The organism is Pseudaminobacter soli (ex Zhang et al. 2022) (assembly GCF_014595955.1).
Taxonomy (GTDB): Bacteria; Pseudomonadota; Alphaproteobacteria; order Rhizobiales; family Rhizobiaceae; genus Kumtagia; species Kumtagia pseudosoli.
The window spans coordinates 111,376-129,683 of record NZ_JABVCF010000004.1 but is presented as its reverse complement, the minus strand read 5'-3'; the positions used below and the strand labels follow the sequence as shown (position 1 = coordinate 129,683).

23 protein-coding genes are annotated in these 18,308 nt (G+C 60.5%); 21 read left to right on the top strand and 2 right to left on the bottom strand.

Annotated features, from left to right (window positions below; all coding sequences use genetic code 11):
* Nucleotides 1–11 precede the first annotated feature (11 nt).
* Both HUI96_RS08910 and HUI96_RS08905 read right to left on the bottom strand, forming a co-directional pair.
* Nucleotides 12–3,761, bottom strand: coding sequence for a hypothetical protein (locus HUI96_RS08910; RefSeq protein ID WP_188254310.1), 3,750 nt, complete (start codon nt 3,759–3,761; stop codon nt 12–14).
* Between the two features lie 80 nt (nt 3,762–3,841).
* On the bottom strand, nt 3,842–4,498 hold the full coding sequence (locus tag HUI96_RS08905; RefSeq protein WP_188254309.1) for a tyrosine-type recombinase/integrase: 657 nt from the start codon (nt 4,496–4,498) through the stop codon (nt 3,842–3,844).
* Nucleotides 4,499–4,859: 361 nt separating this feature from the next.
* Between HUI96_RS08905 and HUI96_RS08900 the strand changes: the two genes are divergently transcribed.
* From HUI96_RS08900 to HUI96_RS08800, 21 genes are all read left to right on the top strand, one after another.
* Nucleotides 4,860–5,066: a hypothetical protein gene (locus tag HUI96_RS08900; protein WP_188254308.1), complete on the top strand. Its 207-nt coding sequence runs from the start codon at nt 4,860–4,862 to the stop codon at nt 5,064–5,066.
* Between the two features lies 1 nt (nt 5,067).
* Nucleotides 5,068–7,374 carry an SNF2-related protein gene (locus HUI96_RS08895; protein WP_188254307.1) on the top strand — a complete coding sequence of 769 codons (2,307 nt, stop codon included), beginning with the start codon at nt 5,068–5,070 and terminating at the stop codon, nt 7,372–7,374.
* A gap of 93 nt (nt 7,375–7,467) precedes the next feature.
* Nucleotides 7,468–8,190 carry a hypothetical protein gene (locus HUI96_RS08890; protein WP_188254306.1) on the top strand — a complete coding sequence of 241 codons (723 nt, stop codon included), beginning with the start codon at nt 7,468–7,470 and terminating at the stop codon, nt 8,188–8,190.
* Nucleotides 8,190–8,819, top strand: coding sequence for a hypothetical protein (locus HUI96_RS08885; protein WP_188254305.1), 630 nt, complete (start codon nt 8,190–8,192; stop codon nt 8,817–8,819). Before HUI96_RS08890 ends, HUI96_RS08885 begins: the two co-directional genes overlap by 1 nt.
* Nucleotides 8,812–10,905: a DNA polymerase gene (locus HUI96_RS30040; protein ID WP_188254304.1), complete on the top strand. Its 2,094-nt coding sequence runs from the start codon at nt 8,812–8,814 to the stop codon at nt 10,903–10,905. The genes HUI96_RS08885 and HUI96_RS30040 overlap by 8 nt, the downstream gene beginning before the upstream one ends.
* Nucleotides 10,905–11,435, top strand: a complete 531-nt coding sequence (locus HUI96_RS08875; protein ID WP_188254303.1) for an HNH endonuclease — start codon at nt 10,905–10,907, stop codon at nt 11,433–11,435. The genes HUI96_RS30040 and HUI96_RS08875 overlap by 1 nt, the downstream gene beginning before the upstream one ends.
* On the top strand, nt 11,432–11,707 hold the full coding sequence (locus HUI96_RS08870; RefSeq protein WP_188254302.1) for a DUF3850 domain-containing protein: 276 nt from the start codon (nt 11,432–11,434) through the stop codon (nt 11,705–11,707). Before HUI96_RS08875 ends, HUI96_RS08870 begins: the two co-directional genes overlap by 4 nt.
* Nucleotides 11,708–11,710: 3 nt before the next feature.
* The gene (locus tag HUI96_RS08865) at nt 11,711–11,998 is read left to right on the top strand and encodes a hypothetical protein (RefSeq protein ID WP_188254301.1); all 288 of its coding nucleotides are present in this window, start codon (nt 11,711–11,713) and stop codon (nt 11,996–11,998) included.
* Nucleotide 11,999: 1 nt separating this feature from the next.
* Nucleotides 12,000–12,209, top strand: coding sequence for a hypothetical protein (locus tag HUI96_RS08860; protein WP_188254300.1), 210 nt, complete (start codon nt 12,000–12,002; stop codon nt 12,207–12,209).
* A 6-nt stretch (nt 12,210–12,215) separates the two neighbouring features.
* Nucleotides 12,216–12,395, top strand: coding sequence for a hypothetical protein (locus HUI96_RS08855; protein ID WP_188254299.1), 180 nt, complete (start codon nt 12,216–12,218; stop codon nt 12,393–12,395).
* 12 nt (nt 12,396–12,407) lie between these two features.
* Nucleotides 12,408–12,578 (top strand): hypothetical protein, encoded by a 171-nt coding sequence (locus HUI96_RS08850; RefSeq protein ID WP_188254613.1) that lies wholly within the window; start codon nt 12,408–12,410, stop codon nt 12,576–12,578.
* Between the two features lies 1 nt (nt 12,579).
* On the top strand, nt 12,580–12,795 hold the full coding sequence (locus HUI96_RS08845) for a hypothetical protein (protein WP_188254298.1): 216 nt from the start codon (nt 12,580–12,582) through the stop codon (nt 12,793–12,795).
* Complete coding sequence (locus tag HUI96_RS08840; protein ID WP_188254297.1) at nt 12,795–13,031, top strand: hypothetical protein; 237 nt, start codon at nt 12,795–12,797, stop codon at nt 13,029–13,031. Before HUI96_RS08845 ends, HUI96_RS08840 begins: the two co-directional genes overlap by 1 nt.
* Nucleotides 13,028–13,378, top strand: a complete 351-nt coding sequence (locus tag HUI96_RS08835) for a hypothetical protein (protein WP_188254296.1) — start codon at nt 13,028–13,030, stop codon at nt 13,376–13,378. The genes HUI96_RS08840 and HUI96_RS08835 overlap by 4 nt, the downstream gene beginning before the upstream one ends.
* Nucleotides 13,379–13,455: 77 nt before the next feature.
* Nucleotides 13,456–14,094, top strand: coding sequence for a 3'-5' exonuclease (locus HUI96_RS08830; protein WP_188254295.1), 639 nt, complete (start codon nt 13,456–13,458; stop codon nt 14,092–14,094).
* A 122-nt stretch (nt 14,095–14,216) separates the two neighbouring features.
* Complete coding sequence (locus tag HUI96_RS08825; RefSeq protein WP_188254294.1) at nt 14,217–14,429, top strand: hypothetical protein; 213 nt, start codon at nt 14,217–14,219, stop codon at nt 14,427–14,429.
* On the top strand, nt 14,426–14,650 hold the full coding sequence (locus tag HUI96_RS08820) for a hypothetical protein (RefSeq protein WP_188254293.1): 225 nt from the start codon (nt 14,426–14,428) through the stop codon (nt 14,648–14,650). Before HUI96_RS08825 ends, HUI96_RS08820 begins: the two co-directional genes overlap by 4 nt.
* Before the next feature lies 1 nt (nt 14,651).
* On the top strand, nt 14,652–15,791 hold the full coding sequence (locus tag HUI96_RS08815) for a hypothetical protein (RefSeq protein ID WP_188254292.1): 1,140 nt from the start codon (nt 14,652–14,654) through the stop codon (nt 15,789–15,791).
* A gap of 73 nt (nt 15,792–15,864) precedes the next feature.
* Complete coding sequence (locus HUI96_RS08810) at nt 15,865–16,773, top strand: hypothetical protein (protein WP_188254291.1); 909 nt, start codon at nt 15,865–15,867, stop codon at nt 16,771–16,773.
* An 83-nt stretch (nt 16,774–16,856) separates the two neighbouring features.
* On the top strand, nt 16,857–17,099 hold the full coding sequence (locus tag HUI96_RS08805) for a hypothetical protein (protein ID WP_188254290.1): 243 nt from the start codon (nt 16,857–16,859) through the stop codon (nt 17,097–17,099).
* A 58-nt stretch (nt 17,100–17,157) separates the two neighbouring features.
* A complete protein-coding gene (locus HUI96_RS08800) occupies nt 17,158–18,306 on the top strand; it encodes a hypothetical protein (RefSeq protein WP_188254289.1) in 1,149 nt (382 codons plus the stop codon).
* The last annotated feature ends 2 nt before the right edge of the window (nt 18,307–18,308 follow it).

The following is an 18,308-nucleotide window of genomic DNA, read 5'->3' as shown; positions in this document are numbered from 1 at the left end:
GGGCCTTTTCTTTAGGCTGCCTCGGCGCTCTCGCCGACCCGCCGCAGAGTGAAGAGCGGCGCGCCTTTGGCGTCCTTGCCGACGTGCAAGCGGACCTTGACCTCGACATGGTGGTCGCGCGCTTCCTCCCACATGATCTTGAAGATGTTGTTCTGGATGCCGGGCACGAGACGCGAGAAATCGCGGTTGACATCGTCCACGTCGATACCTTGAAGCGGTCGCGCCTGTCCGTTGACGCGAAGCTCCATCTTGTTCTCCCAGTCGACGAACCAGCCGGCCATCTGGTGCTGGGTGAACGGCTTCGACTCGACGAACGGTACGAGTGCGGTAATTTTGGCCTTCGAGGCGACCTCGCCGAGGAAGACGTTCCACGCCTGCCGGTCCGAGTTCTCGGCACGGACGTACTTGCAATTGACGCCAAAGCCTTCGACACCGATCGTCTCCATGATGGAGCCCATGACGGCGCAATACTGCTCGAACGACGGCAGCTTGAAACCCTTCCAGTTGCGATAGTCCCAGCCGGCCGGGCGGTTCTGGAGCCAATACTGGACCAACAAGATAAGGTATTTGAAAAGCTCCTCGCGGTTCTCTTCGACATAACCCTTGAGGTCGTTGATTTTGAATCCCTTACGCTCGGTCGGATCGTCGAGCGTATCGAGGAAGATCGGCAGCACGCGGCGTGTGTTCTCCTCCGAGGTCCGCACGCTGTTACCGGCGACGATCACCTGCATCCGGTTCGGAATCTTGGTCATCGTCGTCTGGCCGAGGATGCGATCCTCCCATTCCGCCGAAGTCGCGAGGTTCGCCAGATGCGGACTGCTCAACGGCTGGGTCAGGTTGTCGAAGAAGGTGACGTTGGTTCCGGTCTGGAACCGGGCCGTGATCGCCTTGCGAAGCTCCTCGTCATTGTGCGACATCGCCACGGTGCCAGGATTGGTGCCGGTGGCGATGTGCATCGCCGTGGTGACCATGAGCGTCGCGCCTGTGCCGGCCATCGGCTTGTTGACCATGTAGAACGGACTGTTGCCGTCGAACATGGATCGGACCAGCGGCTGGAGCATCATTGCCAGAAGGTGGCAATAGGAGGACGCGCCGCCGTCGCCGACTTCCGCATCCTTGAACGGGAAGTCGGAGAACACGTAGCGGATTTCATCCTTGGCCAAGCGCAGGTTCTCGGCCGTCACCGGGAGCAACTTGTCCGGCGCATAGGCGCTTTCCGCATTCTCGGAGAGGCGCAGGATACGCCGGCCGTCGCGATCATAGCCGGGCGTGGTGACCAGCTTGCCCTCACGGGTGAAGTAGGGCAGGTCGGAATAGCCGTCGAGCTTGTGCAGCTTCAACCGGGTCGACATGCAAGCCTGCTCGGCCATCACGTCATTGACGGCCTTTCGATTCACGGTCCCATCCGCCGTGATCTCGACCACGTCCAGTTCCTCGATCGCCACCGATCGCATCACCGGCTTGGACAGAGTCTCGGGATGGAACTCGTTATTGGTCGACCGGACGCAGCGGATTTTCTCCGAGCCGTACAGGAAGAGCATCGGCTTCTGATCGTTCACCGTGCTGACCGTGTCTACGAAATAGTCGATCGAGCCTTTCATGTTGGCGTCGATCTGCGGCACGATCGGCTTCTTCGAGTTCTTGAACGCCTTGTACCTGCGCTTCAGATTCTTGACCACGGAGGCAGGGTCCGGCGTCTCGTCATCAACCTCGACCGCGCCGCTGGAACGCAGGCTGTTGATGTGGGCGATCACGTCATCCTTGACGAGTCCGAGCTTCTTCGCCAGCGTCTTCGCCAACTGACCACGGTCCGACCGGTTGAGTGTCGCAACCAGTTCGTAGACCTCCTTGATCTGCGAGCGCTTGGCCTCCTTCGAGATTTTGGAGATGGCCTCGACCGCCTCCTGATGACGGTCGGAATAGGCCTTGTCCTCGACCTCGTCGTCATCCGCATCCGGACCGGCGTCGTCCTTGGTCTTTTCCTCCTCCTCGTCCTCGCTCTCGACCAGATAGACCTTGTCGTTGAGGACGTTGTCGGGGAACCAGTCCTCCTGCATCGCCTTCTGGAGCATGACCAGACGGTTGCGGCCGGCGCAGCCGGCGTGGCTGCAATGGAAAGCAAAGCTCTCCGCCTCCATGCCGGCCGACTGGATGAAGCAGCCGGGATCGTCGGGATCACCGGGATTGGAGTGGTCGTCGTCGAACGGACACTCGACCGTTAGCTTGTCCTGCGTCTGCTCGACGCGGATGCGATCCGAACAATGATCGCGAAAGACGCTGGCAATGTCGAACTCGTGCGCGTGGTCCTTCGCCCACTGACCGAGATCGAGGCCGAGTGTCGGTGACATGGTGCGGCCACGCATGGTGCCGCCCATGATCGCGGCGGCTTGATCGAACGGATCGTCAGAGACGCGGCTGGTGGTGGACGCGGCCGGGACATCCTCATAGGCGACCAGCTTACCGCAGGTCAGCATGATGCGATGGTTGGTAGAGTCCTTACCGTGGCGCGGCAGGTAGAAAAGGCGGCTCGGGTCGCGCGCGACGCGGTCGATCTCGACGCCGATCGAGCGGCCCATGCCGAGGACCTTCAATTCCCACTGATGGATCACGTCCTTATGCGCGCCTTGCTGCTGCGCGTAGACGAAGGCTTCCTTGAGCGGGAAGATCACGCGGAACTTGTCGATCGGCCGGGTGCGCAGGATCAGCTTCATGCCGTCCTCGTGACGCTTCTCCACGAACTCGGAATGGTCGCACACGTCGGAGACGTAGTTGGTCTCCTCGCGCATGTAGCGGCGGATCAGTTCCGTCGACTCGGACGGCTCGATCTCATTCTTGAGCGCCCAGCGATAGAACTTGTCGTAGGCGATCTCGATCTCGGTCGAGCCATGGCTGTGCGTGGTGTAGAAGATCGCGGCCAGACCCATCTTGCGGACGCGCTGGAAGGTCTCCTCCATGGACGCACCCGAGTCGATGTCGAGCCCCATCATCGAATTGCGGATGACGTTGGTCTTTGTGCGCCGCTTGGTCTGCTGCCCGAGCGCGCCCAGCACGACGGAGTTGCCGTCCTTCTTACCGGCGACGTGCTTGGAGAAGACGGTCTGGAAGATGTCCATGAACGGCTTCGGGTCGTGGGTCGTCCACTCCTTGGCCTCTCGATTCTTGGCGGTGGAGATGGCGACTTCGAGCGCCTGCATCTCGGGCGTCACGTCGCCCCAGATTTCGGCGTCGTTGATGTGGCCGGACGGCTCGGTCGCCGGCGCGGCCGGCTCCTCGACAGGGGCGAAGAAGACCGCCTCGATTTCCTCCAGAGTGAAGACCCGATAACCTTCGGTCGCGCGATCGGCGTCCGCGTCCGACATCTCGAAATTGTTGATGGGTAGCGGGATCAGGCGTTCAACCGTATAGGTGTCGTCCTGTTGCGGCTGAAGCTCGTCGATCAGACCACGAAGCTCACCGTCCGAGGCGTCGGTAAGATAGACATCCCAGCGATAGCCGTTGCCTCGAATCGCGAAGCTCGGCGCGAACACGCCGGCCTCGACATTTCCATCGTCCGGGAACTGGAGAGCGAAGCCGGCGAACAGTTCGCCGGCCACCAGATCGATGAAGACCTCTTCCTGCTCCTCGATAAACTGGACGATCTCGGCGTAGTCGCCGGTCGTGACGATGGCTGAGCCATCTGCATTCAGGAAGTCGAGGTCACCGTCGACGTGGCCGAAGGTTCCGCCGAGCCATGTCTGGAGGAAGGTCTGTTCGCTGGGCATTCCGGGGTCTTTATCGTTGGGAGAACCCGGTGTCTACCAAATCTTGACGGAATCGTAAAGTGAATCTTGGCGATGGCCCATCACAGGGCCATCACCAGACGCTTGGCCTGCGGGCTGGCGTCGATATAGAGCGCAGTCGTCGTCAGAGACGCGTGACCGGCCAACTTCTGCACGTCGACCAGCGAGCATTCCTCCTGACCGGCCGACCTTGCCAGCCGGGTGATGAAACCACGCCGGCCGCTGTGCGACGACGCGCCCTTGAAGTTGCAGGCCTTGTAGATCGCCTTGATTTGCTTCTGGACCGCATTGGGCGTCATCTGCTCACCGAAGCGGCTGAAGAAGATCGGACCATCGGTGATCTCGGCCTCGGCGCAATACGCCTTGAGCGCCTTGAGCAGGACCGGATGCATCGGGATGTCCCGCTCCTTGCCGTACTTGCCGGCCTTCTTCGATACATGGAGCGTGCCGACGATCCGGCCTTCCACGTCGCAGATATCCTCATACTCCAGATAGGCAATCTCCTGCGCACGCAGCGCCGCATAGTGTGACAGCAGCAGCATCAGGCGATCGCGCGTCGGGAACGTCGACTCGTCGCACTTGCCGAGCGCCGTCTGCAACTGGTCAGGGGTGAGAATCTTGGCCTTGCCATGCGCGCCGCTATGCGACGGCTGCACCTTGGTGACGACCGGGGTGAGCCGGGTCTTCTTGCGCGGTGGGATGCGGACTGCGATGTTCATGGCCTAACTCCGTTGTGTTGACATGCACAGAATTAGACAGAAATTCTGGACGTGTCAATACGTTTCCGGAGTTGAGCCCTCTTTTTTATGATCGATCATCCCGTGCACTGGACAGTCCTTGGCGACCCGGAAGCCTGTCCCGTCCGGGCAAAGAAATTCAATGACTTCCTCGCGCGTCAACGCACGGTGGACGCAGGTGCAATCAAGCATTTCGGGATCGTCTGGGCGCATGCGGAAACCATAGCACACATTCCTCCGATCCCGAACCGATTCGTACTCCGGCTCATGAGCCGTTGTTAAGAATATCTGGACATTCGCGCTTCTTGTGGTTATCAGCCCGACGTTAACCATAGGAGTACCCATGGCCCAGCTTGGATATGCTGCCGTTCGGCAGGAGGGTGTCGGCGTCGCGTTGTTCACCGACATCGGCAACTTTGCCTTCGCCGCTTCCGATCCCATGCACAACAACATCGTCGCCAAGATCGAGGAGCAGGCCCCTCTCCACGACTTCGACTACATGCTGACTGGCGAAGAGCTTACCGCACCGGGTTCCGGCACCGGAACCTAACGTGCAAGTCCTCATTCGCCCCGAGGGCGAGAACTACCTAGACTTTCAGCATAACAGCATCCGCTACGCGCTTCGGCGCAAGCGGACGCTGATTGCCGACCAGCCGGGCCTTGGCAAGGGCCATCCCCTGACGCAGCTTTTGCCGACCCCGACAGGATTCCGACCGGTCGGCGATCTGCGTGAGGGTGACCACGTCTTCGGATCGGACGGCTCTCCAAACCGCATCATCAAAATTCACGAGCGCGGTGTCCTGCCGGTCTATCGCGTCATGACCAGCGACGGCGCGTCTGTCGTTGTCGACGGCGATCATCTGTGGACCGTCTACGACTACGTGGCCGGCGACTTCGTGACGATCGGCACCACGGAAATCGCGGCGCGGCTGTTGAAGGGTGATCAGTTCGATCTTCCGGTAGTCGGCAAGCCGGTCGAGTTTCTGGCCAAGACCTACGAGATCGAGCCGAGACTGGCCGGCGCACATCTGATGCGACCGTGCATCGAAGGCTATCCCGTCATCGACCCGCTCGCCTATGTCGACGGCTCGCCGGGGCAGCGCATCGCGTTCCTGTCGGCCATCATCCGCAATCATGGCCGCGTGCGCGGCGACATGAACATTCGCCTGTTCATCAAACATCACAACGAGCCGGTCGCCGACCTGATCGAGGCGATTGTGCAGATCACGCGCAGCCTCGGCGGTCTGGCGCTGGTCAAGAAACTACCATGGCACAATCGGGTCGACATCTATCTGCCCGACGATCTGTGGCTGTCTCTGGTCGGTTATCGACCAAACGTCACACGCATCCATCGCCGCTGGAAACACTTCGTGCCCGGCATCCCGCCGCGCTCGATCACGCAAATCCTGCCCTGCGGTCAGGAGTTCGTCCGCTGCATCGAGGTCGAGGCTCCGGACAGACTGTACCTGACCGATCAGTTCATCCTTACCCATAACACCGTGAGTGGCATCGGCTTCTGCAACAACCTGCCGGAAGTCCGGTCGGTGCTGATCATCTGCCTTGCCAGCCATAAAATTCACTGGGCGCGCGCCGTCGAGAAGTGGGACATCCACGGACTCAGCGTCGGCATCGCCGAGGGCGACTTCTTCCCGGATACCGAATGCGTCGTCATCAACTACGACATCCTGCACCGGCACTATGAGGCAATCCGCGCCGGCACGTGGGACGTGCTGATCTGTGACGAGGCCCACTACCTCCAGAACGAACTCGCGCGCCGCACCGTCAACGTGATGGGCTCCTACGGCAAGGAGATCAAGGTCACCGAGGAGTTTCGAGACGCTGACAACAAGTACCAGCGCGAAAAGAAGAAGCGCCGCTTCAAGGAGATCAGTGCCAAGCGTGAGCTTTACCTGACCGGGACGCCAATCCCGAACCGCGTCAAAAACATCTGGCCGCTGGTCCGGCGCTGCGATCCGGACGGGCTCGGCCGCAACTACCGCGCCTTCGCTTATCGCTATTGCGGTGCCTATGAAACGGCAATGGGGCTCGACGACAACGGCGCGACGAACCTCGACGAGTTGCGCAAGCTCATGCGCGACCGCTTCATGGTCCGCCATCTCAAGGCCGACGTGCTGAAGGACCTACCGCCGAAGACGCGGCAGGTAATCCCGCTTTCCTCCGAAGGCTTGGTCAAGAAGGTCGCGGCTGAGAAGAGCGCAGTCAAGGCGCTGCTGGCTCAGTACGAAGCCCATCTCGGCATCCATAAGGACATGCCAGACGCCGACATCGCAGAACTGGTGATGAACGCCAGACCGCAGATGTTCGACGACTACGCCAAGACGGTCGACGGCAGCCTCGATCCGGACACGCCACTGAACAAGCTCGCGATCGCCCGCGCCGAACTGGCGCTGGAGAAGGTGCCGATGATCATCGAGCACGTCCAGAGCCTGATGGAGCAGGGCGAGAAGGTCATTGTCTTTGCCTACCACCGGGCGGTGATCGAGGCGCTGAAGAAGCGCTGGGACAACTCCGCAGCCTGCATCTATGGCGGTACGCCGACGAAGCACAGGCAGGCCGAGGCAGATCGCTTTCAGGACGACCCGGACTGCAACCCGTTTATCGGTCAGTACACCGCTGCTGGCACCGGCTACACGCTGACGGCCGCGCGCTTTGTCGTCTGCGCCGAACTGACGTGGCTGCCACACGAGTTGTGTCAGGCCGAAGACCGCGCTCACCGTTTCGGACAGACGGACCACGTCATAGCACAACATCTGGTCGTGCAAGGTTCTCTCGACGACAGTCTGCTCGGAAAGATCGTGGGGAAACAAGAGATTATCGATCAGGCGCTCGATGGTTAGGAACGCGACGTTCCTAACATCTTCTTGACTGTTAACCATTTCTCGACCTAATCGTAAAGAATAACTGGACACACCAAAAATCAGGAGCGGCCGATGTCGTGGATCAAAACCGGCACCGGGCGGCGGATTGATTTTCTCAATCCCGACCCCACGCAGATTACCCTTTTCGACATCGCCAACTCTTTGTCCCGCGTGTCCAGATTCAATGGACATTCGCCTTTGAAAGTTGGGCAGCATATCTGCGAAGTCGCGCACCTGATGATGGAGCGCGCGAGCGGCCTTGGCATGTCGGATGTCGAGATCGCCGAGGCCGGCATCGTCGGCCTCGTTCACGATTTCCCGGAGTTTGCTGTTGTCGACGTGCCGACGCCGCTGAAGCGACTGCTCGGTGATGTCTACAAGCAGATCGAGGCACGTGTTCTCGCGGCCGTAGTCGAGCGCTTCGATCTGCACGGCCTCATGGAGAAGTATGACGATCTGCTCCAGTGGGCCGACCGGCAGGCGGTCGTCGAGGAGGCGCTGCGCTTCCAGATCGACGGCTATTACCTACACGCGGATGGCACCGAGGAGGACACCGAGTTCGAATGGGTCGATCCGAACACGCCTCGTCTTCTGAACGATGATGTCATCTGGGACCATGAAGACGATCGGCTTGCGGCCGTGGTCGCCGGCTTCATACGCTTGATGCAACGCGCCGGTCGGATCGATGTCATGACCGACGACGTGGCTGGCGGACCGCTCAGCCAGAATCCGGTTGATGACAGCTACCGAAATCCCCTTCCGGCCCTCCTTCGCTCGGGTGAGACCTACTTCTGATGCGCTCCGACAATGCCATGCTTGGCACGTCGGGTCACGAGCGTGTCGAGAACGATTTCTACCCGACGCCGGCTGAGTGCACGCATGCGCTCCTGCGCTTCCTTGAGGCGCAGGGTCGCGGCGTTCTCGACAAGCTCGTCTGGGAGCCGGCTGCCGGTCAGGGGCACATCTCCAAGGTGTGTCGCCTCTACGGCGCGCAAGTGATCGAGTCCGACATCGCCCCGCAAACGAAGAACGCAGTCGTCGGTGACTTCACCACGGCCGTGATCGGCGTCGAGGAGCCGATCGACTACATCATCACCAACCCGCCCTACAAGCGGGACGTGATTGACGCCTTTATGGCGAAGTGCGTGACGTTCGCCCGCGAATACGGCGTCACATGCGCGATGCTGATGCGCAACGAAGTCGACAGCGCGATCACCCGCCGTAAGTTCTTCCTCGACTGTGCGCAGTACGACACGAAGCTGTCACTGCTTTGGCGTCCGCGCTGGATCGCCGACAGCACCGGCTCTCCCCGACACAACTACGCGTGGTTCATCTGGAGTCCCGGCGCGGGCAATCGCGCGGCCGAGGTCCACTACGCCCTGAAGCCGAAGCTGACGATCGTCACAGGTGACGCACGTGCGTGAGGTCATCTGGGACTGCGAAACCGATGGTCTGCTGCCTGAGGTCTCCCGCATCTGGGTGATCTCGCTGATGATCATCGAGAACGACGAGCCTAGCCCGATCTTCTCCTACACCGGAGACGAGATCGATGACGCCGTGGGCATCATCGAAGAGGCTGACATTTCGATCGGCCACAACCTGCTCGGCTACGACCTTCTGGTCCTCGAAAAGCTCTACGAAGATTTCAACCCGAAGGAAGGGCAGATCATCCGCGACACGCAAGCCTTGTCGCAGATGATCTTCGCCAACCAGAAGGACAAAGACTACAAGTTGCATGAACGCGGCGTGTTGGAAGGCAAGTTGATCGGCCGGCACGGACTTGAAGCGTGGGGTCAGCGCCTTGGTCATTACAAGGGCTCCTACGCCAAGGACATGCAGGCTCTCGGCCGCGACCCTTGGAAAGACTTCGATTTCGAGACGGGCGTCCCCTACTGCGAGGACGACATCGAGGTCACCTACCGCCTGTGGATGAAGTGCAAGGGTGTTCAGTGGTCCGACGAGGCGATCCGCCTCGAACACCAGATCACGCACCTGATGGCGCTGCAAGAGCGGGCGGGCTTCTGGTTCGACCGTATTGGTGGACAGGCGCTCGAAGACGAGGTCACGGCCGAATACGAAAAGCTTTCCAAGGTCGCGATCGAGCACTTTGGATGGTGGCTGGCTCCGTCGAAGAAGTACAAGGGTGAGCCGCGCGAGCACTTCGGCGAGGACGACAGCCGCTCGGTCTGGGCCGAGGTCACGATCGAGAAGCGCGCGACCCGGCGCGTCCGGATGAAGGAAGGCGACGCGGCCGGCGTCTGGTGCCATTTCAGCGCCGACGCTCCGTACTGCAAGGTCGAGCGTAAGGACTTCAATCCGAACTCGCGCCCGCAGATCATCGATCGCCTGCGCGTCGTCTACAACTGGGAACCCGTCGACTTCACCGAGGCCGGCAATCCTCAGGTTGATGACGAGGTCCTGCGCAAGCTCGCGGACGACTGGCCGATCTGTGACACGCTGGCGGAACTGTTCTTCCTAGCCAAGCTGCACGGTCAGGTCGCCAAGGGTCAGAACGGATGGATGAAGCTCGTCGACGAGGACGGCTTCATTCACGCTCGCACGAACGCAGGCGGCACGCGCTCCGGCCGCGCCAGCCATTCGTTCCCGAATATTGCGCAGGTGCCGAAGGTCAAGGTCGTCGACCTGATCTTGAAGGACGGCTCCAAGAACAATCTGCTGCTCGACGCGAATGGTGAGTGGCTACCGCAGTGCTACAAGGCGGACGGCAGTCTCAAGAAGGCTGCGGTCGTCTATGGCCGCGCTGGCAATTATGGATGGGAGTGCCGAAACCTCTTTCAGGCTCCGGTCCTCAACGGCCACCAGTGGTGGCTCATGGGTTGCGACCTGTCGGGCATCGAGCTTCGCTGCTTCGGCCACCATCTCGCCCGCTGGGACGAGGGATCATATCTCGAAGTCGTCCTCAACGGCGACGTTCACACGACCAATCAGCAGGCCGCAGGTCTGCCGACCCGCGACAACGCGAAGACCTTCATCTACGCGACCCTCTACGGTGGTGGCGACGCCAAGATCGGCTCGATCGTCTGTCCTCCGGGCACGCCTGAGAAGATCATGGCGGCGCGCGGCAAGGAACTGAAGGCGAAGTTCCAGCAGGGCGTGCCGGCGTACCGCGAGCTTATGCGCTGGGTCGCCAAGCAGGCGCGTCAGGGCTGGATGCCCGGCCTCGACGGGCGCAAGCTCTGGGTGAAGTCGCCTCACTCGGCATTGAATTTGCTGCTCCAGTCGGACGGCGCTCTGATCGCCAAGAAGTGGGTCTGCCTCTACGTCGAGTACATGGAAGACGCCGGCTACCGTTTCGGCTGGGATGGTGACTTCACGCTCTGCGCATGGGTCCACGACGAAATCCAGTCGGCCTGCCGGACCAAGGAGATCGCCGAGCACGCGGCCGAGATCGCCAAGCGCGCCGCCGCCGATGCCGGCCATCACTTCAACTATGTCGCGCCGGTCGATGCGGAAGCAAAGATTGGACTAACGTGGGCTCAGACGCACTGATGAGTAAGGAGCAGAAACAGAGACGGAAGGGGATGCCGTCGAAGCAGGCCATTCACGATCATTGGCTTCCAATCTTGGAGGAACAAGGGTTTGAGGTCTCTGGAGACGTATGCTGTGCGGCGTGTGGTGACGGGGCGCGCCTTGAGCGCGCTCATATCGTCGCAATCTGGCATGGCGGCGACAACTCGCCTGACAACCTGCATGTACTTTGTGCGCCCTGTCACATTGAGAGTGAAGGGCTCGCTGAGCAGTACAATAAATCCATGTATTGGAGTTGGTTCGCTAACAAGCAGACAACTTATCAAGGGCACATGGACCACATATTCGTTCGCCTTACTTCTCGCGGCTTCAACTATGCAGAATTGACGACACTCGCAGAGGCTGGCGATTTCTCCGGCGTCTATGATTACATCTGTTTCTACGCACAGGCGATGCCTGCGCTTTCCGAGAAATTCAGAACCGTCGTACTTGATTGTTTTGCTCCTCTGATCGAGCCGGACGACCCTTTTCTTGTTGAGGAAATTCGATGAACATTCCAGCACACACCATGAAGTCGTGGCCGGCGTTCTTTCGCGAGATGATCGCCGGCAAGAAGACGCACGACGTGCGTAAGAAGGACCGCGACTTCAAGGTCGGGCAGGTGATCCGCCTCGAAGAGTACGAACCGTTCGGCGGTGGTTACTCCGGCCGCTCGGCTGACTTCGAGATCACCTACATCACGTCGAACGACACGCCCTGCGCGATGTCTTCCGTGGTGCTGGATCGTGATCACTGCATCCTGTCCCTCAAGCATCTGGGTTGAGCGATGGCCAAGCTCCGTCTTCTGCTCTCATCCCTCTTGTCCTTCTGGGCGATGCGTGTCGCGCCCAAGGAAATGCGCGGCATCATGGGCGGGATCGCCACCATGCTGGAGATGTTCCCCGAGGAGCTTCGCAAGGGGCGTGAGGGCGGCGTGATCGTGGTGCCTTGGAGCATCACGGAAGAGGGCGCGAAGCTCAGCGAATACCTCGCCGAGGCTGCTCTGGATGAGGTCGCCGACGCTCGCACCGAGTACGCGTCACCCCACTACTACGACAAGATGATCGGAGACTGACATGACTGGTCTGGAAATCGTCGGTGCCTCTGCACTCTACCTTGTCGGACTGTACGTCGTGTCGATGCTGCTGACGTGGTTCACGATCTTCCTGAACAGGAAGGGGGATGGGCTCAGCGCGCTCATCTTCGGTGGGGTCATGTTCTACTTCATGTTCGGCTCCGGGATCGTCGTCGGTCTCGTACTTCTCGGCATGGCTTTGGTGGGTTGAGTGCAGATGGCGAAGTACGAGGTCAAGCTTGTCCCGAACAACGAGCCCAACGCGGATGGGGTCTGGAAGACGGTTGATCTTCCATTCCAGCCGAAGTGCGGCCTCGTGATCGGAGACCATCACGTCGTGAAATACCACGTCTACCAGCCGGCCACGATGTCCGGTGATCGGGGCTGGTGGATGTAATCGGAGGGTTGAGTGCAGATGGAAAAAGAAACGATCACGATCACGCTGGAGGAATACCAGAAGCTCGTAGCGGACGGAATGAAGCTGGACGCCTTGGAGGCTGCCGGCGTCGACAACTGGGATGGTCATGAACACGCCATGGACATCCTGCGCGAGTGGCAGGAAGACGCTGAGGAAAACTGAAATGCATATCATCTACGTCAACGGAGACGACTGGGTCGGACTCTACGCCAACGGCAAGCTGGTGATGGAGGGTCATGAAATCCAGCCGATGGAACTCTTGGAATGGCTTGTCGGCTCCGGCCAGACGATCGCCAAGGTGGAGAGCGTCGAGCCCGACATGGACTGGCTCGCCGATCGGGGAAGCTTCCCGAACGATTACGCCGACGTGGTGCTCTGATGGACCTGATCAAATACCCGCTTGATACCGCGCCATTCGAGGAGGTCATCGCCCGCCTCGGCGAGGAATGCTCCGAGGTCATCAAGGAGATTTTCAAGGGTCACCGATTCGGCTTCCACGCGCATTCGCCGATCGACGAAACGACACCCATGCAGCGCCTCCTTTCCGAGGTCCGCGATGTCAAGAATTGCTTGACAGAATTTGAGAAACGCATCGTTCGAGGAGAGCATCTATGAGTGGTTGGATTGGCGTCGATTTCGACCGGACGCTCGCCGTCTACAACGGCTGGAAGGGGTATAACCACCTTGGCGAGCCGATCATGCCCATGGTCGATCGGATCAAGCGCTGGCTGGCCAATGGGGTCGAGGTTCGAATCTTCACCGCGCGCTGGTGCGATGTGGAAAATCGCCAGACTCTTCAAACTCTTATGCACGCGTGGTTGGCCAAACTAGACATCCCGCCGCTGAAGATCACGAATGAGAAGGACTTCGACACGATCGAAATCTGGGACGATATCGCAGTGGGCGTCGAGCCCAACACGGGCCAGTGCCGCATGGGTCCGACCGGCCGGCCGCTGTGGTGATGTTCCTAACTTTTTCTTGACGTTCGTGTCCAGATAATCTAACAATCCACCCAGAAATTAAGGTTAACGACCTCCCGATGAAAGCTCTGATTTTCGATACGGAGACGACCGGAAAGGCCGACTTCAAGGCCGACCCGATCGCCCCGCAGCAGCCCAAGCTCGTGCAGCTTGGTGCATTGCTGATCGACCTGAATACCGGCCGCGAACTCGGCTCGGCGGACCTGATCGTGTTTCCGTCCTCGTGGGACATCCCGCAGGAGGTCGCACTGATCCACGGGGTCACGCAGCAGATTGCCGAGGAAGTCGGGCTCGATCTCGACCACGTCATCAACGTGTTCCTTGGCATGGTGAACGCGGCAGACATGATCGTGTGTCACAACACGGCGTTCGACACGATTGTCATGCGCCGGGCCGTGGCGATGGTGCAGCTTGCGCTCGAAGGCGCGGTCGGCGACGACCCGTTCGGAGACAAGTCGATCGTCTGCACGATGAAGGCGGCGACGCCGATCGTGAAGAAGAAGGGCAAGCGCCCGCTGCACAACGAGGACTACAAGTGGCCGAAGCTGGCCGAGTGCATGAAGTTCTTCTTCGACGAGGAACTGGAAGGCGCTCACAACGCCATCATCGACTGCCGAGCCACCGCGCGTGTGCTCATGAAATTGGTGGAGCAGGGTGCGATCGCCCTCCCAAGCCCCGCTCCCGCCGACGCGGCCTGATCCACCAATACCCCTAGCGCTGTTCGTTACCAGCGCTTGGCAGACGGCCGGGGAGTTTGCCTCTTCGACCCGGCCGTCTGCCTCGATAAGCGTCAAGAATTACTGGACAAGAGCCAAGCGATATGCAGACAATGGAACCGAACGACAAGGAATATTTGGATTTTATGGTGGAGCGCTCCGCCATTTCCAACTCCAGCGTCATCACCAACATCCGCAAGAATGCTGAATCGGAGATCGCCGCCAAGGCTGAGCAGATCACCTCCGAGATGCTGACCAATGCCTACGAAGCCGGCTACCGCGCCTGCTACGAGGACATGAAGGGTGACGCGCAGTGAAGACTACAGCCACACCAAACACCCGTCCCTACCCGATCCTGAAGCGCCTCTGTGTTCCGGGAGGCCTCCCGGATGATCCTCCGCACGTCGTGATGTTCACCGGCCCTCGGACCGGCGTCACCCTCACCACGACCGTTCACGGCCGCGCTGGCGTCTACAGCGACACCCTCATCCCTGAGTGCTGGAAAGACTTCTACGGCACCATCACCATTGAGTCCTGACATGCTGACTACGACCAAAGAGCCGTTGGATTTCAAGGCGATCTTCCAGTCGTGGGTCGACGGCACCAACAAGAAGTGGGGTCACGACCGCAACAAGACGCTCGGCGGCTCGGAGGCGTTCGGCTGCCTGCGCAAGGCTTGGTACAAGCGCAACGGCTTCGAGCCCGATCCGGAATACGAGGAGTCGTGGGGCGCGCTGCGGCGCGGCGACATCATCGAGAACCACATCGTTGTCCCCGCCATGGAGTGGGGCGCGAAGGAACTCAAGCTGTTCGAGTTCCTGATGGGCGGTGAGAACCAGATCACCCTCTTCGACGGCGATCCGGACGACTTCGACGATAACGGCCGGCCGGAGGGCGTGCTGTCGGTTACACCGGACGGTCTGATCCGTGGTGTGGCCCGCAATGCTCTGGCCAAGTACGGCGTCGTCGATCTCGGCACCGACTGCTTCATGCTGGAGGTCAAGTCGATCGACCCGCGTGTGGACCTGTCCGAGGAAAAGGCGATCCACCACGGCCAGACCCAGATTCAGATGGGGTTGATGCGTCAGACGACGGCGTTCAAGCCCAACTACGCTGTGATCCTGTACATCAACGCGTCGTTCTTGGATGACATCGAAGTATTCGTCGTCAAGTTCGACGAGAAGAAGTTCAAGATTGCGCAGGATCGCGCGGAATTGGTCTTCAAGACGACTGATCCGTCCAAGCTTCATCGCGAAGGTGTGATCGACGGCACTTGTCAGTATTGCCCTTACCAACAGTCGTGCCTCGACACGACGGTGAAGGCGATGCCGGGCAAGACGACGGACAAGAAACGCCAGACGGACCCGGCGCTCGTGGGCGATCTGCTCAAGGACGAACTCCTGTTCCGCCGCCGCGCTGCGACCAAGGCAGCGAAGAAGGCGAAGGAGGAACTGGATCGCCTCAATGAGGAGATCAAGGAGGTCCTGCGTCGCCATGGCTCGAACAAGGCGCAAGGAAACAGTTGGTCGGTTTCCTACACTATGGCACAGGGCCGGCAGACTCTCGACAAGTCCTCGCTCGAAGCGGCCGGCATCGATGTCTCCGAGCATATGAAGCTCGGTAACCCGTATGAAATCCTGAAGGTCACCTTCAAGGACCTCGACGACGAAGACGCGTGATCTGCGTGTCCAGAAATTCTTGACATCCGGGCGTCGGAAGTCAAGCACACCCTGCTGAACGAAAGGAGACACAATGAGTACAGCAGTTGCAACCCGTACCCGGACGGAGATCGCTCAGGAGAGCGCCTACGATCCGTTTGCGGCAGCCGGTAACGATCTTGGTGGCTCTTCGGCCGTCTACGCCAAGTTCAACGGCAACTCCGGCGAGTTCTCCTACGGGCAGAGCGCGCAGGAGATCGAGGCCGAAGAACGCCTCGTTGCCGACGTGGCGAACGCCCGTCGCGGCTGGATTTGCTGGAAGGATGAGGAGGTGGTCGACGAGATCATGGTCCCGATCCTTCAGGGTCCGCCGCCCGGCAAGCATGAACTCACGGACCACGGTCCTTACGAGAAGCATGCTGACGGCACGCAGGACGGCTGGTCGGAGCAGTTCGCGATCGACCTTCGCCCGCTCGGCGCTGATCATGCCGGCGTCCAGATCGTCTACAAGACGACCACCAAGTCGGCCCTGCGCCCGCTGGGTGATCTGCTGAAGGACTACGGCCGGCAGTACAAGAACCATCCGGGCGAGCTTCCGGTCGTGGAGTTCACCAAGGGCTCGTACATGCCCAAGGAGAAGAAGCACGGGAAGAAGCACTACCCGATCTTCAAGATCGTCGACTGGATGTCCGAGGAGGACCTGATCGCCCAGTACGGCGACGGCCGCACCGTCTCGGAGTCCGACTCCAACTCGAACCTCATCGAGGAGGAGAAGCCGAAGTCTGCACCGCGCGAGACCAAGGCTATCGAGCAGCAGGCCGCTCCCGCCGCCGAGCCGGAGGTCGACGACGAGGAAGCCGCTCTGATGCGGCAGTTGGAGGAAGCTCGCGCCCGCAAGGCCGCTGCTGCCGAACAGGCTGCCGCCGCCACGGAGGCTCCTCCGGCCGAGACCACCACCAAGCCGGTGCCGGCCGAGCGCACGACCCGTCGTCGCTCCTTCTAAAGCGCGTCAACCGCGTGGCCGGGGCTCAGAGCCCCGGTCGGTCCGCATGCCCATCAATCCCTGACATTGAAAGGTAATTCACGATGGACCTCATCGTTAGACTGCTGATCCGTCTCGGCCTCATCGACGGAAAGACCTTCGACAAGGCTGTGAACAAACTCGCCTCCGTCGACGCCTACATCGAAAAGCTGGAGGCGCAGGAGAAGGCCAAGGAAGTCGCTGCGCAGAAAGTCGCCGACCGCGCCCTGCTCACCGCTTCGACCGCCGCCGAGAAGGCCAAGGACGCAAGCGCTCTCCGCGCCACGCTGCCGAAAATCAACGCCTGATCCCCGTCTCCCCGGCTCCCGACGCCGGGGACCTTTTCTCCAACACACGGGGCTCCCGATGATCTCTGACAAGATTTACACCCGCGACTCCAAGGGCAACCTGCGCTTCTGGCAGTATCAGGTTGACGGCCCTCGCTGGCGCGGAATTTCCGGACTTGTTGACGGTACACCCGTCGAGTCCGGCTGGACCTCCTGCACGCCGAAGTCTCAGCCAACGGCCGCAGAGCAGGCTATTTTCGAGGCGCAGGCCGAGGAAAAGAAGAAGCTCGATCGCAAGTATCGGCGCAACCATGACGCCAACTGGGATGACGTGTTCATCCAGCCGATGCTCGCCCGCGACTACGACAAGCTCAAGGGGCCTCTGGCGTTCCCGGTGTTCGCGCAGCCGAAGCTCGACGGCATCCGCGCCATCATCACCGTCGATGGTGCGACCACCCGTCAGGGTCAGCCGATCACGACGGTCGACCACATCCTTGAGCAGTTGCGGCCGGCGTTCGATGAATACCCTGAACTCGTACTCGACGGGGAACTCTACAACCACGCCTACAAGGACGACTTCAACACCCTGACCTCCGTCATCCGGAAGGGTTTCAAGGTGGACAAGAAGGCGCTGAAGGCCGGCGTCACGGAGGAGCAGCAGCGCGCCGAGTTCGCCAAGCAGCAGCGCGACCTCATCCAGTACCACGTCTACGACATTGCCGAGGCCGCCTTTGGTCCGACGACGGATCGCGTGGACGAACTGGATAGGATGTTCCGCCACGAGTTCGACTGCCCGAACATCGTGCTCGTTCCGACCTTCGAGGTTGAGGATCAGGCCGGCCTCGACCAGTTGCTCGAACAGTGGCTGGAGGAAGGCTACGAGGGTCAGATGGTGCGCACCATGCGCGCACCCTACGAGCACACCCGCTCCAAGCACCTGCTCAAGCGCAAGGACTTCGAGGCCAAGGAGTTCAAGCTTCTCGCGATCGAGGAAGGCAACGGCAACTGGGCCGGCAAAGCCAAGCGTGTGGTCGTCGAGCTTGAGGACGGCCGCACCAATGAAGCCGGCATCCGTGGAAGCTTCGAGTTCTGCGCCGCGCTGCTCGTGAATGCCGAGCACTACGTCGGCCACCCGGTGACCGTCCGGTACATGAAGCAGCGCACGCCTGACGGCAAGTTGCGTGCGCCGGTCGCCATCGATTTTCATCCGGGCGGGAGGAAGGACTGACC

Bases quoted from the DNA above. Each gene is read 5' to 3' on its own strand.
- HUI96_RS08870 (WP_188254302.1), top strand. From the start codon at position 11,432: ATGAACATTCCAGCACACACCATGAAGTCGTGGCCGGCGTTCTTTCGC.
- HUI96_RS08805 (WP_188254290.1), top strand. From the start codon at position 16,857: ATGGACCTCATCGTTAGACTGCTGATCCGTCTCGGCCTCATCGACGGA.
- HUI96_RS08905 (WP_188254309.1), bottom strand. From the start codon at position 4,498: ATGAACATCGCAGTCCGCATCCCACCGCGCAAGAAGACCCGGCTCACC.
- HUI96_RS08830 (WP_188254295.1), top strand. From the start codon at position 13,456: ATGAAAGCTCTGATTTTCGATACGGAGACGACCGGAAAGGCCGACTTC.
- HUI96_RS08875 (WP_188254303.1), top strand. From the start codon at position 10,905: ATGAGTAAGGAGCAGAAACAGAGACGGAAGGGGATGCCGTCGAAGCAG.
- HUI96_RS08825 (WP_188254294.1), top strand. From the start codon at position 14,217: ATGCAGACAATGGAACCGAACGACAAGGAATATTTGGATTTTATGGTG.
- HUI96_RS08810 (WP_188254291.1), top strand. From the start codon at position 15,865: ATGAGTACAGCAGTTGCAACCCGTACCCGGACGGAGATCGCTCAGGAG.
- HUI96_RS08860 (WP_188254300.1), top strand. From the start codon at position 12,000: ATGACTGGTCTGGAAATCGTCGGTGCCTCTGCACTCTACCTTGTCGGA.
- HUI96_RS08890 (WP_188254306.1), top strand. From the start codon at position 7,468: ATGTCGTGGATCAAAACCGGCACCGGGCGGCGGATTGATTTTCTCAAT.
- HUI96_RS08835 (WP_188254296.1), top strand. From the start codon at position 13,028: ATGAGTGGTTGGATTGGCGTCGATTTCGACCGGACGCTCGCCGTCTAC.
- HUI96_RS08865 (WP_188254301.1), top strand. From the start codon at position 11,711: ATGGCCAAGCTCCGTCTTCTGCTCTCATCCCTCTTGTCCTTCTGGGCG.
- HUI96_RS08815 (WP_188254292.1), top strand. From the start codon at position 14,652: ATGCTGACTACGACCAAAGAGCCGTTGGATTTCAAGGCGATCTTCCAG.
- HUI96_RS08910 (WP_188254310.1), bottom strand. From the start codon at position 3,761: ATGCCCAGCGAACAGACCTTCCTCCAGACATGGCTCGGCGGAACCTTC.
- HUI96_RS08845 (WP_188254298.1), top strand. From the start codon at position 12,580: ATGCATATCATCTACGTCAACGGAGACGACTGGGTCGGACTCTACGCC.
- HUI96_RS08885 (WP_188254305.1), top strand. From the start codon at position 8,190: ATGCGCTCCGACAATGCCATGCTTGGCACGTCGGGTCACGAGCGTGTC.
- HUI96_RS08800 (WP_188254289.1), top strand. From the start codon at position 17,158: ATGATCTCTGACAAGATTTACACCCGCGACTCCAAGGGCAACCTGCGC.
- HUI96_RS08900 (WP_188254308.1), top strand. From the start codon at position 4,860: ATGGCCCAGCTTGGATATGCTGCCGTTCGGCAGGAGGGTGTCGGCGTC.
- HUI96_RS08840 (WP_188254297.1), top strand. From the start codon at position 12,795: ATGGACCTGATCAAATACCCGCTTGATACCGCGCCATTCGAGGAGGTC.
- HUI96_RS08855 (WP_188254299.1), top strand. From the start codon at position 12,216: ATGGCGAAGTACGAGGTCAAGCTTGTCCCGAACAACGAGCCCAACGCG.